Genomic DNA, 12,471 nt, shown 5'->3' on the forward strand with positions numbered 1-12,471 from the left:
ACCAGAGAGGCCGTGATTGCATAGCCATGGCGATTACTGGCAGGGCATGATCAAAAGGGATCCCATAGGCCGGTTTTCATTCAAGCCTGCTGACCTGCCCCACATGCACCACCCCGATCCGGCGCGCGCTCTCCCCCAGTAAAACCACCGCATAATTCACCCCTGACGGCGGCGAAAGCCATGCAGGCGGTGGGTCCTCGCCCAACAGCGCCAACACCCCCACAGCAACCGTCGCCCCGATCTACGAGAGGCGATGTAATACGCCATCGCCCGTCCCGTCATTTTGTTTAAGGGCGCGCCCCACCCAACCGCAAAAACAGGCTTTCCTCGTCATCATTGCGGAAAAACGGCACTGTGTCAGGTGTTTCCCCGTTGCGGATCAGGTTTGTCACTTCGGCCATAACCACCTGTGTGATAAACGGCAGATCAAAGTGACGCACATCGTCCAGTTTAATCCATTGCAGATGCGATAGCTCGTCACAGGCGTGGGTGAAGTCGTCCACATCGCCACAAACCTGCCGGTCCGCGTCTACCATAAAGAACCGCGCGTCAAACCGGCGCGGGCGCCCCGGCGGGGTGATGGCACGAAACACAAAGGTCAGGCCAGCGGCCGAAGGCAGATAACCGGCAGCCGCAAAACTGGCCCAATCCTTGGGCGGGGGCGTTGGCCATGTGCCGGATTCACCCAGTATCAGACCGGTTTCCTCCCAAACCTCGCGGATGGCGGCTGTGGCCAGCGCGGGGTCGGTTTCGTGCGACAGTTGCGCGATACAGCGATCCTGCAACGGGGTGGCCAGCGGGATGTCGGCATCACCAGCATCCACCGCCCCGCCGGGAAAAACGAATTTGTTGGGCATAAAGGCGGCTTTGGACCCGCGTTGTCCCATCAGGATACGCGGATCCGTTTGCGCATCCCGCACCATGATCACGGTTGCCGCATTGCGAATTGCTGTCTTGTCCATTGGCCGCCCTTTGTCTTGTCTTTGGTCGGGCGTATGACGGGTCAGGCAGTGTCTTCGCCAAACCCGTGCATGCGTTTGGCCCATTGGATGGCCACGATCACGCCCTTCAGTCTGGGCAGAAGGTAAAGCGAAAGCGCCACACAGCCAACCGTGAATATTGTCGCCAGCACGATTGGCGCGGGGCGGTATTTAACGAAGGCAATCAGGATCAGCGGCGCCATCAGGTGACCGACAAACAGGATGGTCAGATAGGCCGGCCCGTCATCGGCGCGATGGTGGTGCAGCGGTTCATCGCAAACCGCACAGGTATCGCGCACTTTCAAATAGCCAGAAAGCATCGGGCCTGACCCGCAATTGGGGCATTTGCGGCGCCAGCCACGAAACATCGCGGGGCGCATGGGGTGGTCTTGTCCGCCATCGGTGGTGGTGGTCATTTATTCTGCCTTTCCTGTTCGCCTGCTCTGTTTAGCGCAAATTCAAAACGCGTGCAGCATTTCTTTGCCCATGCGCGACGGAAAACCGCAACAGGTGCGTTTAACCTTGTAATGACGGTTAAATAAAAGGACGACAACATGACCAAAACATATTGGATTGCGGGCCTTGTAGCGGCCGGTTTGGGGATCGCGGGCATTGCCCAGGCCAACCCCGGCGGCATCGGGCGGATCAGTTTCGAGCAACTGGACACAAATGGCGATGGCCGCCTGACCAAGGATGAAATGGCCACCCGCGGGCAGGCCCGATTTGCCAAGGCTGACGCCAATGGCGACGGGATGCTGACAGCGGACGAGATGATGGCACAGGGTCGTGCAAGGATGGAACAGCGCATCAACCGGATGATTGAAAAACGCGATGCCAACGGCGACGGTATGCTCAGCATGGAAGAAATGCGCGCCAACAATGTGGGGGATCGCCTGTTTGCGCGGGTTGATACCGATGGCGATGGCGCTGTAACGGCCGAAGAATTCGCCGCCGCCAAGGCCAAGTGGCGCATGCACCGCGCGGGCAAACCGGCGACCGAGTAACCGCGATATTGCCGCAAGCAGGGTAACACGTTAGGCAACAGGACAATGACCATGCCCTTTGACGCCATGAACGATGTGCCGGATGATGCCCTGCTTGTGCTCTATGCAAACGGGGACGCGGATGCGGCGCGGGCGCTGACCATGCGCCTGACGCCGATGGTTCTGGGCTATGCCGCGCGACTGTTGAACGACGCGAGCGAGGCCGAGGATGTGGCGCAAGAGGCCATGTTACGCCTGTGGAAAATCGCACCAGACTGGCGACAGGGCGAGGCCAAGGTCACAACCTGGCTTTATCGTGTGGTCAGCAACCTGTGCACGGATCGCATGCGCAAGAAACGCGGTGTGGCGCTCGAGGCCGTACCCGAGCCTGTGGACGAACGGCCCTCGGCATCCGAAACAATGATCGAGGCCGAGCGGGCAGCGGCCCTGCAAGCGGCATTGGCCACCCTGCCCGAACGCCAGCGGCAAGCGGTGGTGCTGCGCCATATCGAGGGGGCAACAAACCCCGAAATCGCGCAGATATTGGAAATCAGCGTCGAGGCGGTCGAAAGTCTGACCGCCCGGGGCAAACGCGCATTGGCCGCCGCTTTGGCCGGACGACGCGCAGAACTGGGGTATCAGGATGACGGATAAACATGACGAATTCGGGCTGGACGCCTATTTCGATGCAGGACGCAAGGTAACAAAGATACCTTCGGGCGATCTGATGGCGCGTGTGCTGGCCGATGCCGAGGCGCAGCAATTGGCGCATGTTCCCGCCCCTGCCACGCAACCCGGGCTGTTTGCCAGCCTATGGGCCGCGATTGGCGGCTGGCCGACTGCCGCGGGCATGGTCACAGCAACGCTGGTGGGGATCTGGATCGGCATCAGCCCGCCTGCCCCGCTGGAACAAATCACCGCCGAGGTTCTGGGCAGCACTGATGATGCCTATCTGGTTGATCTTCTGCCCGCCTTTGGCGATGATTTCGTGGAAGGATAAGACATGGGCGACAACATGGGCGACGTGAAAACCAAAGTATCGACCGGCCGCTGGGTCAAGGTTTTGCTGGCGGTCTCGCTGGGGCTGAATATGCTGATTCTGGGCGCGGTCGGGGCGATGGTTTACACCCACCGCGGGGACGCACAGCAACCGCGCGACCTGCGCGACGCCAGCTATGGCCCCTATTCCCGCGCCCTCAGCCCGCAAGACCGCAAGATCATCGGCGAAGCCCTGCGGCGCGAGGCGGGATCGCTGCGACAAAACCTGCCAAAGATAAAGGAAACCTTTCAGGCCCTGATCCTTGCCTTGCAGGCCGAAGAGTACGACCGCGATGCGGTGCACGGATTGATCGCCGAACAACAGGCGCTGGGATTGAAACGCCAGCAGATTGGGCAACGGTTGTTACTGGAACGGCTGGATTCCATGACTGTTGAAGAACGCCGCGCCTTTGCCGAACGCCTGCAACTCACCCTTCGCCGCCGCCGCACCCCGTAGGGCAGGGTTCACCCCGCCGCACCGGTTATATCGCCAGCACCAGCAGCAGGATCGACACCAGCAGGATCACAATACCTGCCACCTCGCGCCATGTGCTGCGTTCCTTGAAATAGAAATAGGACGCCAGCGCCCCGAACAACAGTTCCACCTGCCCCAGCCCTTTGACATAGGCCACCGTTTGCAGGGCAAAGGCGGTGAACCAGCACAGGCTGCCAATCATCGACATGATCCCCATCAGCCCCGCCACGCGCCACGATGCCAACACCTGTGTGATTTGTCCGCGTTCGCGCGCCAGCAGCCAGACCGCCAGCACAACGCTTTGAAACGCCGTCACCACTGCCAATGTCAGGTTGGCCCGCAGGAAAGTATCCCCCTCGCCCAAGGCCAGCACCCCGCCGCGATAGGCCACGGCGGAAACGGCAAAAGACAGGCCCGACAACAGGCCCAGACCGGCGGCAGGGTTGAAGATACGGCGCAACAGGGGGCCGCTGTTGCCGGGCGCATCCGACAACAGGATCAACCCGACGAAACCGATCACAATCGCCAGCACGCCCCACAGCGATAGCCCCTCGCCCAGCACGATAAACCCGACCAGCGCCGACAGGATCACTTCGGTATTCTTGAAGGTCAGCCCGACTGCGAAATTGCGCTGCGAAAACAGCGCCACAACACACATCGTGCGGATGATCTGCCCCATGCCGCCAATCACCACATAGGCCCAGAACACCGGCTGAACCGGCGGCAGGTCGAACCCGCGCAACTGCATGTAGACCACCACAATCAACGCCACCAGCGGCGCGGAATAAAGGAAACGCGCAAATGTCGCCCCCGCCACCGACAGGCGTGTCGATTTCAGGTGCTTTTGCAGCATGAACCGCAGGTTCTGCGAAAAGGCCGCAGCAATGGTGATCGGTATCCAGAGTTCCATGCCCGCTTAGTGGCAGGCTCGCGCGGCCATGTCGAGGGAGCAGTGTCGAGGGTGCAGTGTCAAGGGTCAGGCGCCCTTGCGCCCCCAGCCAATCCGCGCCCACAGACGCTCGTAACCGATATAGGTCATCAATCCGACCGCCGCGTTGGCCATTGCCATCACCCCGCCAACCCGCATGGATCCGGTAAAGCCATAGCCAACCGCCGACATGGTGACCAAGCCCAGCAACTGCCAGCAAAGCGCCTTGACCCATGTGCGTTTCGGTGTGTCCATTTCGGTGATATTCCCTTCACAACAGGTCTATCCCGAACGCGGTTTTTTGTGTATTCAGCGTATGAAAAACATTTATACCCCATTGCAGGATTAATCCACCAATGCAGAATAAAACCGACAAACGTGATCGCGCCGCCCTGTTTCGCACCCGTCTTACGCAAGCATTAGAGCATAGCGGAATGTCCCGCAGCGCCCTGTCGCGGGCGGTGGGGGTGGATCGTTCGACCATCTCGCAATTGCTAAAGGGGCAAGGCACCCGCCTGCCAAATGCGCAGGTGGTGGGCGAATGCGCCGCCGCACTGGGGGTGTCGGCAGACTGGTTGCTGGGTTTGGCGGAACATCCGGAAATGGCGGTCGATCTGCTGGCCTCGGCGATGAGCATAACGCCCGCCTCGCGCGCACTGGTGGACGCGGAGATCTTCAACTGGCATCAGGAAGCCGCCGGTTACAAAATCCGCCACGTTCCGGCCACCCTGCCCGATATGCTGAAAACACCCGACTTGCTGGCATGGGAATACGAACCACAACTGGGCCGATCACCCGAACAGGCCACTGGTGCTGCCACCGATCTGCTGGACTGGATGCGCAACACATCGTCCGATTATGAAATCGCCCTGCCCCTGCACGAACTTAACTCATTTGCCCGTGGCGAGGGGTATTACACCAGCCTGCCCGCAAATGTCCGCCGCGCCCAGATCGACCGGATGCTGGAATTGCACGACCAGCTATACCCGTCCTTGCGGTTATTCCTGTTTGACGCACGACGCCTGTTTTCCGCCCCAATCAGCATCTTCGGCCCACTGCTGGCGGTGATCTATCTGGGCCGCAACTATCTGGCGTTTCGCGACAAGGAACGGGTGCAGGGGCTGATCGGCCATTTCGACTGGCTGGTCCGCGAAAGCGTGGTATCGCCGCGCGATGTGCCGGAGTATTTGCGCAAACTCAGGGCGGATATCCGTTAGGGGGTTCCTATAGCCATACCCGCCCCGTCCGGCCGATCCAACGCCGCGTGAGCTGTCGCAATCTCGCCCAATCGCGCAATAATTTGATCTGCCGGAACCGAGGCCCGGCGGGTGTCCAGACTGACATGGATCAGCATGTGCTCCCCCGTGGCCAGCAACCGGTCCCCCTCATACATCCGGTGAAACAGCTGCATTTTTTTACCCTCGCCCAGCAGGCATTGGGTTTCGATCCGTATCCGCGCGCCTGCGTGGACTTCGTCCAGGTGGCGGATGTGGGTTTCCACGGTGAAATAGCTACCGCCTGACGCGATATATTCGGCGTCACAACCGATGATTTCCATAAAGCGGTCGGTGGCGTCACCAAAGGCCTGTAAATAGCGTGCCTCGTTCATGTGGCCGTTATAATCGGTCCAGTCCAGCGGCACGGTGCGGGTCACAGTCGGGAGCGGCTGTTTGATGTCCAGCATCGGTTCCGCCTGCGCCGCGTCAAAGCGGTTCAGCACCGCCCCTGCCCCCGCATCCTGTGCCTTGAGCGCGCGCAACATGATGGGGTGGATGGCTCCACCCGCCGGCATCGCAATGTGCCATATTGGTGCTGTCGCAAACCAATAAGAGAAGGAGCCATCCACAATGGAGATTACAACACTCGGGATCGATCTGGCAAAGTCTGTTTTTCAGCTTCACGGCGTTGATGCTGCAGGACAGATTGTGCTGATGAAGAAATTGCGCCGCAATGCCGTTCTGGAGTTCATGAGCGCGTTGCCGCCTTGTCTTGTGGGAATAGAAGCTTGCGGTACCTCCCATTTCTGGGCGCGGGAGATTGCGGCGCTCGGCCATGATGTGCGGCTGATCCCGCCCGCCTATGTCAAACCCTATGTCAAACGGCAAAAGAACGACATGGCAGATGCCGAGGCGATCTGCGAGGCCGTAACACGCCCGAACATGCGCTTTGTACCGATCAAGACGCCTGGGCAACAGGGTGTCATGGTGCTGCACCGGACGCGAAAGTTGCTGATCCGGCAACGGACCATGATGCTCAATTCGTTTCGCAGCCATCTGGCCGAATTCGGCATCATTGCGCCACAGGGGCCGCAACATGTCGTAAGAATGGCGAAGGCCATGAAGGACGGAGAGCATGACGACCTGCCGGAGGTCGCGCGTACGGCGTTGCTGGGTTTTGCCCGTCAGCTTGAGACGCTCACCGTAGAAATCCGTTCGCTCGATAATCAGCTGCGTGCCTGGCATCGACAAAGTGCGGTGAGCCAGCGGTTACAGACGATCCCGGGCGTCGGGTTCATCACGGCAACCGCTATGGCCGCAAGCGTTCCGGACCCGGCTGCCTTCGCGTCGGGGCGCCAGTTCGCGGCCTTCCTCGGGCTCGTACCAAGGCAGAATTCGTCAGGAGGCAAGGACAGGCTCGGCCGAATATCCAAAATGGGCGATCCCTATCTGCGAACTCTGCTGGTAAATGGTGCCACATCGATCATTCGCAGAGTCGGACGCGACGACAGCGCCACCGGCATCTGGATCCGCAGATTGCTTGATAAAAAGCCCGCGCGTGTGGTCACGGTTGCCATTGCCAACAAAACAGCGCGCATCATCTGGGCCGTGCTGTTGCGCGGAGATGTTTATCGCCGCCCGGCAGTCAACTGACAGGAATCGCAGCGACCGGGATACGGGTTCGCCGCACCGAGTTGCGAGGGCAAAGATGAATGATGATGATCAACGAAAGCCGCCGCCGGGACACCCCGTATCGGTAGCCCGGGCATAAAAGCTCGTCTCCATGATTGGGACCCAGGCGACGCGGACTTCATCAGGGCCAGCGGTCAAACGTACCGCGCCAACAGGCCGAACACATGACCGCAACCGCAATGATCAAAACTTCAAATTAACCCTTGCAAAAAAGGAGCCATCCACACATGGCCACCATTGCCGCGTCCTGCGGCATATCCAGCCCTGACATCGCCCAGCACAGCCCCAGCCCGTTGCGCAATACCTCTGCGATCCCCTCCGCTGTAATCGCACCGTCGCTGATCAACCGGTCAGACTCGGCTTGCATCGCAGTTTGCAACGCCACCGAAACCGGCCCTTCGCCCTGTTGTTCCACTGATGGCGTGGATGGCCCCTGCTTCCGTCAACTCACTATGGCAAAGTGAGGGCCGTAGAAGTGCTTCACAAGGAGAGGATCATGAACAAGAAACTACAAGCAGAGGCTATCGTCACCGTCGGCCTCGACATTGCCAAGAATGTTTTTCAGGTGCACGGCATTGATATACAAGGGCAAGTGATTGTCCGACGCCAGTTGCGCCGCAGCCAGGTTCTTTCATTCTTTAGGCTGCTGAATTCCTGTCTGATTGGCATTGAGGCCTGCGCCGGAGCCCACTTCTGGGCGCGTGAGCTGACACGTCTGGGCCATAATGTGCGTCTGATGCCACCTTCTTATGTCAAGCCCTACATCAAGCGTCAAAAGACGGATGCCGCAGATGCGGAAGCAATATGCGAGGCTGTAACCCGGCCGACCATGCGCTTTGTGCCAGCCAAGACCGAAGAACACCAAGCCATCTTGATGCAACACCGCACCCGCGATATTCTGGTCCGGCAGGTCACAGAGGTGGTCCCACTTTTTTGACCAGTCAGCAGCCAGTTTAAGATGGATCAGGGTTTCATTTAGGCTGCCAAACTCATTGGTTTTGTTTTTCTGTCATAGGCTTCATCCGGGGTCAATATTCCGTGGGTGGAATGCGGGCGCTCGGTGTTGTAGTAAGCCAACCATTTCCCGATCCCGGCGCGGGTCTGCGAACCCGTTTCAAATGCGTTGAGGTAAATGCATTCGTATTTCAAGGATCGCCAAAGCCGCTCGATCATCCGGTTATCGACCCAGCGACCTTTGCCATCCATCGAGATTTTCACGTCGGCTTCTTTCAGCGCCTGCGTCCATTCAAACCCGGTGAACTGGCTGCCCTGGTCGCTGTTCATGATATCGGGCTTGCCGTATTTGGCCATAGCCTCTTTCAGGGCTTCAACGCAAAAATCTGCCTCCATGCTGTTTGACAATCTCCAGCTCAAAACCTTGCGGCTGTGCCAGTCCATGATCGCGACCAAATAGAGGAACCCGCGCTGCATCGGAATGTAGGTGATATCTACGCACCACACATGGTTTGGACGATCAATCGTCAGGTCTCGCAGCAGATACGGGTAGATCTTATGCTGCGGATGTTTCTTGCTCGTGTTGGGCGTCTGGTAGATCGGAACCAACCGCATCAGCCGCATCAAACGGCGGACCCTGTGGCGACCACACTTGTAACCTTGGCGCTGCATGTGCCGGGCCATTTGCCGTGATCCATACCACGGCGTCTGCAAGAATTGCTTGTCGATTATTGTCATGAACCGCAAATTTTCAGCACTTTCGCCTTTTGGCTGGTAATACAGGTTCGAGCGCGCCAGAGAAAGTAGCCCGCATTGTCGTCGCACACTCAGATCATGCTCACGGCTCACCATTTTTTGCCTCGCTTCCCGAGCAACTGTTGCGAGGCGTTGGCTAAAAAATCCCGTTCCACGACCAGCTGACCAATCTTGGAGTGCAGCTTCTCAATCTGGGCTTCATCAACCCGATCAGGATCACGGCCCCGTCTGGAAAATGCCGTGGCCATGTTTTCAATCGCTGCTCGTTTCCATGTGCCAATCTGGGTTGGATGCACACCATACTTCTTCGACAGCTCCGCCATCGTCATTTCCTCGCGGATTGCTTCAAGCGCAACGCGGGCTTTGAATTCGGGAGAATGGTTCTTTCGTTTCGTCATTTTGAATCGTCTTTCTCATAAGTCGATCCACCTTAACAACTGGTCCGAATTTCCGCGACCACCTCTCACCACACAAACTGGCTGCTGTTCGTGCTGTCGATCCCGAAACAAAATGCTCCGTAAGACGGTCTTGCTTGTAGTGGCTCAGGCGACTCTTTCTCATGCTTCCCATCATAACCTCTTTTTAGGTTATCTGGGTCAGCCCCAAGCACAAATATCCACCAATCCGCGCGGTTTTACCTTTTATGCGCTAGATGTTTTCCGCAACCTCGGGCTGCCTGCAATCCCTGACAGTATCCTGCTGGTCTATGACGCTGACAGCCCGCAGATCAGGGTGGTATTCGGCAATGGTTACACGCCGGTACAGCAGCACAGAATCCGGGCGGCCATGAAGCAGGCTGCCCTTCCCCTGCTGCGCAAATTCAATGCAAAGAACGCCCATATCTATGCGTTAACGGCCCTGTTGAACGAATTGCCGGATAAGCTGGCAGGTAAATCAGAACCCAAGTTTCCCCCCGCAGACCGGTCACCGGAAACCGCCACCCCGCCTTACTACACATGGGGGGCCGGGGTGCTGATTATGTTGATCCTAGGGGGTGGTATCACCTGGAATTACCGCAAATCCACCGCATCGCGCCGTGCGCGGGCGGCGCGGATATCGACCTATAAACAACGGTGGTGGAACAAGTCATAAGGGCTTGCCAAAGCCGCACCCGCATGGCCCTATCATGGTCATGAATCATGATGAACTGAACCACTGGTCAAAACGTGCCGCCGATTGGGCGCGGGACTATCACAAAACCCTGCGCGACCAACCGGTGCGCCCGCAACTGACCCCCGGTGACGTGGCCGCGAAACTGCCCGCGCAAGCGCCCGAGCAGGCCGAACCGATGGAACAGATCTTTGCCGATTTTGAAACCATCGTCCCCGGTGCGACAACCCATTGGCAGCACCCGCGTTTCTTTGCCTATTTCCCCGCCAATGCCTCGCCCGCCTCGATGCTGGCGGAACAGCTGGCCAACGCGATTGCAGGTCAGGCCATGCTCTGGCAAACGGCGCCTGCCGCCAATGAAATCGAAGCGGTGATGATCAACTGGTTGCGCGATGCCATGGGCCTGCCCGATGCATTCACCGGCACCATCCACGACAGCGCCACCACCGCCACGCTGGCCGCCATCCTGACCATGCGCGAACGAGCGCTGGACTGGCAAGGCAACAAAGCGGGCCTCTCTGCCCTGCCCCGCCTGCGCCTCTATGCGTCCGGCGAAACCCATTCCAGCATCGACAAAGGTGCACGAATTGCCGGGATCGGGCAGGACAATCTGGTGAAAATCCCCACAACTGAGGGTTTCGCGATGGATACAGATGCACTGGATGCGGCCATCCACGCCGATCTGGACGCAGGGTTCCTGCCCGCCGGCGTGATCGCCTGCACCGGCGGCACTTCGATCGGGGCCTGTGACGATATCCGCGCCACCATTGCCGTGGCCAAGGCGCATAACCTCTATACCCACGTGGATGCCGCATGGGCCGGATCCGCAATGATCTGTCCCGAGTTCCGTTTCCTGTGGGACGGGATTGAAGGCGTCGACAGCATCGTTTTCAACCCGCATAAATGGTTGGGCGCACAGTTTGATTGTGCTGTTCAGTTCCTGCGCGATCCCGCGCCACAGATCAACACGCTGGGCCTGCGGCCGGAATATCTGAACACGCTGGGGCAGGATGAAATCACCAATTACAATGAATGGACCGTGCCGCTGGGTCGCCGGTTCCGCGCGCTGAAACTGTGGTTCACCCTGCGCGCCTATGGGCTGGAAGGGTTGCGCAACCGCATCCGAAACCACATCAACTTATCACAGGAATGCCTTGAAACTATTGCGCAAATACCGAATTTCAAAATTGCTACCCCACGTTCTTTTTCCCTGTTCACCTTCCGCTACAATGACAGTGATAGCGAAACCGAAGCCCTGCTGTCCCGCATCAATGATGATGGCCGCATCTACCTGACCCAGACGCGGCACAGGGGGCAATTCGTGATCCGTGTGCAGGTCGGCCAGTTTGACTGCACCCGTGATGATGTGATGATGATACCCACAGTCTTAAAGGATTTAACCTAGGAGGCCCGAATGGCCCGTATTTTAGCATTTTTATTCATTTTACTCCCGACATTCACTTACGCCCAAAACTACCCCGATTTTGAAACTGCCTATGTGAACGATTACGCCGATATCATTGACGAGCAGACGGAAAAGCGTCTGACGGATCAATTGATGGCCTTGCGACAGGATCACGATGTCGAGGCCACGGTGCTAACCATCGACAGCCGAAAAACCTATGGCGACAGCCCCAGTCTGGAATATTTCGCCACTGGTCTGTTCAATAAATGGGGCATTGGCAATGCCAAGCGCAACGACGGCATTCTGATCCTTGTGATCCGCAATGACCGCGAAATGCAGGTGGAGCTGGGCAGCGGGTACGGCACCGGCTTTAACCGCGCCGCACAGGAAACCATCGATGATTATTTCCTGCCCTCGTTTCGCAATGACAAATACGCCCAGGGGATCGAACGCGGCACCACCGAAATCATCCGCCGCATTGCCCTGCCCTTTGCGCAAGGGCGTCCCGAGCCGGCAGATTCCGAACCTTCGGGTAAATCAGATGGGCCCATAGCCATTTTCATCGCAATGGCCGGCTTTGTGTTGTTTTCCCTTCGGCGCAAGATTGGCGATCTGCTGCTCAGGTTCAAAAAATGCCCCAATTGCGGCCGCAACGGCCTGCGTCGCAAACGCGAGACCCTGTATTCCGCCACCAGCACCACTGCCGGACAAGGCAAAAGCACCACGACCTGCGACTATTGCGATTACTACAAAACCGACACATATATTATCCCCCGTCTCGCAACCTCCTCGACGTCTTCCAGTGGCGGGTTTGGCGGTGGCTCGTCATCTGGTGGTGGTGCATCGGGGCGTTGGTAGGATGGAATTGAAAAACTGAACGCGTGGGACTTTTCCGAACAATCACTGGACAGATGGGCGCAACTTCCCTTAACT

Annotated in this window: 14 protein-coding genes and 3 pseudogenes; 10 read left to right on the forward strand and 7 right to left on the reverse strand. The window is 58.3% G+C overall.

Annotated features, from left to right (window positions below; translation table 11 throughout):
• Positions 1-287: 287 nt before the first annotated feature.
• Together ACQY4M_RS06395 and ACQY4M_RS06400 are read right to left on the reverse strand one after the other, a co-directional pair.
• Positions 288-962 carry an NUDIX hydrolase gene (locus ACQY4M_RS06395; protein WP_428542247.1) on the reverse strand — a complete coding sequence of 225 codons (675 nt, stop codon included), beginning with the start codon at positions 960-962 and terminating at the stop codon, positions 288-290.
• Positions 963-1,003: 41 nt separating this feature from the next.
• Positions 1,004-1,396, reverse strand: coding sequence for a DUF983 domain-containing protein (locus ACQY4M_RS06400; RefSeq protein ID WP_428542250.1), 393 nt, complete (start codon positions 1,394-1,396; stop codon positions 1,004-1,006).
• Between the two features lie 138 nt (positions 1,397-1,534).
• On the opposite strand from ACQY4M_RS06400, the gene ACQY4M_RS06405 reads away from it, so the two are divergent.
• From ACQY4M_RS06405 to ACQY4M_RS06420, 4 genes are read left to right on the forward strand one after another with little or no spacing between them, the layout of a single operon-like run.
• On the forward strand, positions 1,535-1,984 hold the full coding sequence (locus ACQY4M_RS06405) for an EF-hand domain-containing protein (RefSeq protein WP_428542253.1): 450 nt from the start codon (positions 1,535-1,537) through the stop codon (positions 1,982-1,984).
• A 45-nt stretch (positions 1,985-2,029) separates the two neighbouring features.
• Positions 2,030-2,617: an RNA polymerase sigma factor gene (locus ACQY4M_RS06410; RefSeq protein WP_428542256.1), complete on the forward strand. Its 588-nt coding sequence runs from the start codon at positions 2,030-2,032 to the stop codon at positions 2,615-2,617.
• Positions 2,607-2,963: a hypothetical protein gene (locus ACQY4M_RS06415; protein WP_428542259.1), complete on the forward strand. Its 357-nt coding sequence runs from the start codon at positions 2,607-2,609 to the stop codon at positions 2,961-2,963. Before ACQY4M_RS06410 ends, ACQY4M_RS06415 begins: the two co-directional genes overlap by 11 nt.
• A gap of 3 nt (positions 2,964-2,966) precedes the next feature.
• The gene (locus tag ACQY4M_RS06420; RefSeq protein WP_428542262.1) at positions 2,967-3,458 is read left to right on the forward strand and encodes a periplasmic heavy metal sensor; all 492 of its coding nucleotides are present in this window, start codon (positions 2,967-2,969) and stop codon (positions 3,456-3,458) included.
• Positions 3,459-3,483: 25 nt separating this feature from the next.
• Here the strand turns inward: ACQY4M_RS06420 and ACQY4M_RS06425 are convergent, their stop codons facing one another.
• The gene (locus ACQY4M_RS06425) at positions 3,484-4,386 is read right to left on the reverse strand and encodes an EamA family transporter (protein WP_428542265.1); all 903 of its coding nucleotides are present in this window, start codon (positions 4,384-4,386) and stop codon (positions 3,484-3,486) included.
• A gap of 66 nt (positions 4,387-4,452) precedes the next feature.
• On the reverse strand, positions 4,453-4,659 hold the full coding sequence (locus ACQY4M_RS06430; protein WP_428542268.1) for a DUF2061 domain-containing protein: 207 nt from the start codon (positions 4,657-4,659) through the stop codon (positions 4,453-4,455).
• Between the two features lie 101 nt (positions 4,660-4,760).
• On the opposite strand from ACQY4M_RS06430, the gene ACQY4M_RS06435 reads away from it, so the two are divergent.
• Positions 4,761-5,621, forward strand: a complete 861-nt coding sequence (locus ACQY4M_RS06435; protein ID WP_428542271.1) for a helix-turn-helix domain-containing protein — start codon at positions 4,761-4,763, stop codon at positions 5,619-5,621.
• Here the strand turns inward: ACQY4M_RS06435 and ACQY4M_RS06440 are convergent.
• Positions 5,618-6,166: pseudogene (locus ACQY4M_RS06440) on the reverse strand (thioesterase family protein); the annotation flags it as partial. The gene ACQY4M_RS06435 and the pseudogene ACQY4M_RS06440 overlap by 4 nt on opposite strands.
• A gap of 85 nt (positions 6,167-6,251) precedes the next feature.
• On the opposite strand from ACQY4M_RS06440, the gene ACQY4M_RS06445 reads away from it, so the two are divergent.
• Both ACQY4M_RS06445 and ACQY4M_RS06450 read left to right on the forward strand, forming a co-directional pair.
• A complete protein-coding gene (locus ACQY4M_RS06445; protein ID WP_428541975.1) occupies positions 6,252-7,274 on the forward strand; it encodes an IS110 family transposase in 1,023 nt (340 codons plus the stop codon).
• Between the two features lie 535 nt (positions 7,275-7,809).
• Positions 7,810-8,238, forward strand: a pseudogene (locus ACQY4M_RS06450) (IS110 family transposase); the annotation flags it as partial.
• A 50-nt stretch (positions 8,239-8,288) separates the two neighbouring features.
• On the opposite strand, the gene ACQY4M_RS06455 reads toward ACQY4M_RS06450, so the two are convergent.
• Together ACQY4M_RS06455 and ACQY4M_RS06460 are read right to left on the reverse strand one after the other, a co-directional pair.
• Positions 8,289-9,421, reverse strand: a protein-coding gene (locus ACQY4M_RS06455; protein ID WP_428539245.1) for an IS3 family transposase whose coding sequence is annotated in 2 segments (ribosomal slippage) — positions 8,289-9,169 and positions 9,169-9,421 — 1,134 coding nt in all. Because the reading frame shifts where the segments join, the coding sequence is not laid out codon by codon here.
• 73 nt (positions 9,422-9,494) lie between these two features.
• Positions 9,495-9,569, reverse strand: a pseudogene (locus ACQY4M_RS06460) (IS1595 family transposase); the annotation flags it as partial.
• On the opposite strand from ACQY4M_RS06460, the gene ACQY4M_RS06465 reads away from it, so the two are divergent.
• Genes ACQY4M_RS06465 through ACQY4M_RS06475 form a run of 3 tightly spaced genes read left to right on the forward strand, consistent with a single transcriptional unit; the run spans position 9,534 to position 12,396 of the window.
• Positions 9,534-10,115, forward strand: coding sequence for a hypothetical protein (locus ACQY4M_RS06465; RefSeq protein WP_428542568.1), 582 nt, complete (start codon positions 9,534-9,536; stop codon positions 10,113-10,115). The pseudogene ACQY4M_RS06460 and the gene ACQY4M_RS06465 overlap by 36 nt on opposite strands.
• 40 nt (positions 10,116-10,155) lie before the next feature.
• A complete protein-coding gene (locus ACQY4M_RS06470) occupies positions 10,156-11,538 on the forward strand; it encodes a pyridoxal phosphate-dependent decarboxylase family protein (RefSeq protein ID WP_428542274.1) in 1,383 nt (460 codons plus the stop codon).
• A gap of 9 nt (positions 11,539-11,547) precedes the next feature.
• The gene (locus tag ACQY4M_RS06475) at positions 11,548-12,396 is read left to right on the forward strand and encodes a TPM domain-containing protein (protein ID WP_428542277.1); all 849 of its coding nucleotides are present in this window, start codon (positions 11,548-11,550) and stop codon (positions 12,394-12,396) included.
• The last annotated feature ends 75 nt before the right edge of the window (positions 12,397-12,471 follow it).

The organism is Profundibacter sp. (assembly GCF_965277155.1).
GTDB lineage: Bacteria > Pseudomonadota > Alphaproteobacteria > Rhodobacterales > Rhodobacteraceae > Profundibacter.

What these genes read in the sequence shown, in the direction of transcription:
- ACQY4M_RS06400 (WP_428542250.1), bottom strand. Translation starts at nt 1,396, where the DNA reads ATGACCACCACCACCGATGGCGGACAAGACCACCCCATGCGCCCCGCG.
- ACQY4M_RS06395 (WP_428542247.1), bottom strand. Translation starts at nt 962, where the DNA reads ATGGACAAGACAGCAATTCGCAATGCGGCAACCGTGATCATGGTGCGG.
- ACQY4M_RS06435 (WP_428542271.1), top strand. Translation starts at nt 4,761, where the DNA reads ATGCAGAATAAAACCGACAAACGTGATCGCGCCGCCCTGTTTCGCACC.
- ACQY4M_RS06475 (WP_428542277.1), top strand. Translation starts at nt 11,548, where the DNA reads ATGGCCCGTATTTTAGCATTTTTATTCATTTTACTCCCGACATTCACT.
- ACQY4M_RS06420 (WP_428542262.1), top strand. Translation starts at nt 2,967, where the DNA reads ATGGGCGACAACATGGGCGACGTGAAAACCAAAGTATCGACCGGCCGC.
- ACQY4M_RS06405 (WP_428542253.1), top strand. Translation starts at nt 1,535, where the DNA reads ATGACCAAAACATATTGGATTGCGGGCCTTGTAGCGGCCGGTTTGGGG.
- ACQY4M_RS06470 (WP_428542274.1), top strand. Translation starts at nt 10,156, where the DNA reads ATGAATCATGATGAACTGAACCACTGGTCAAAACGTGCCGCCGATTGG.
- ACQY4M_RS06410 (WP_428542256.1), top strand. Translation starts at nt 2,030, where the DNA reads ATGACCATGCCCTTTGACGCCATGAACGATGTGCCGGATGATGCCCTG.
- ACQY4M_RS06465 (WP_428542568.1), top strand. Translation starts at nt 9,534, where the DNA reads ATGCTCCGTAAGACGGTCTTGCTTGTAGTGGCTCAGGCGACTCTTTCT.
- ACQY4M_RS06425 (WP_428542265.1), bottom strand. Translation starts at nt 4,386, where the DNA reads ATGGAACTCTGGATACCGATCACCATTGCTGCGGCCTTTTCGCAGAAC.
- ACQY4M_RS06415 (WP_428542259.1), top strand. Translation starts at nt 2,607, where the DNA reads ATGACGGATAAACATGACGAATTCGGGCTGGACGCCTATTTCGATGCA.
- ACQY4M_RS06430 (WP_428542268.1), bottom strand. Translation starts at nt 4,659, where the DNA reads ATGGACACACCGAAACGCACATGGGTCAAGGCGCTTTGCTGGCAGTTG.
- ACQY4M_RS06445 (WP_428541975.1), top strand. Translation starts at nt 6,252, where the DNA reads ATGGAGATTACAACACTCGGGATCGATCTGGCAAAGTCTGTTTTTCAG.